The sequence below is a fragment of the Paraburkholderia sp. SIMBA_054 genome (assembly GCF_046534875.1).
Taxonomy (GTDB): domain Bacteria; phylum Pseudomonadota; class Gammaproteobacteria; order Burkholderiales; family Burkholderiaceae; genus Paraburkholderia; species Paraburkholderia hospita.
The window spans coordinates 1-245 of record NZ_JAWRXV010001458.1 but is presented as its reverse complement, the minus strand read 5'-3'; the positions used below and the strand labels follow the sequence as shown (position 1 = coordinate 245).

General features: G+C 49.0%; 1 protein-coding gene. It reads right to left on the bottom strand.

Going from position 1 to position 245, the window contains the following annotated elements:
- Positions 1-245, bottom strand: a 245-nt coding sequence (locus SB822_RS59885; protein ID WP_410859483.1) for a hypothetical protein, incomplete at both ends; no start/stop codon positions are given.

Below are 245 nucleotides of genomic sequence, written 5' to 3'. Positions count from 1 at the left end.
GATCACTTTCTGTATAAAAGGTTGCCGGCGATGCCAGTAGCCAAATCAGCCACATTGGCAAAAGCCAAATTTGAGGAATGCCCGAGACGATGACGGCCCGGAACATTTCTGAATAAGTCCCAGCCCCGCCAAACAATTTACTGAGCAATACATAAATGCCTGAGATGATTCCGATGCCGGCAACTGCAGCTAGCGGCCCAAGCAATAAAGATCCACATATCACTGCCACGGCAGGAAACATTTCC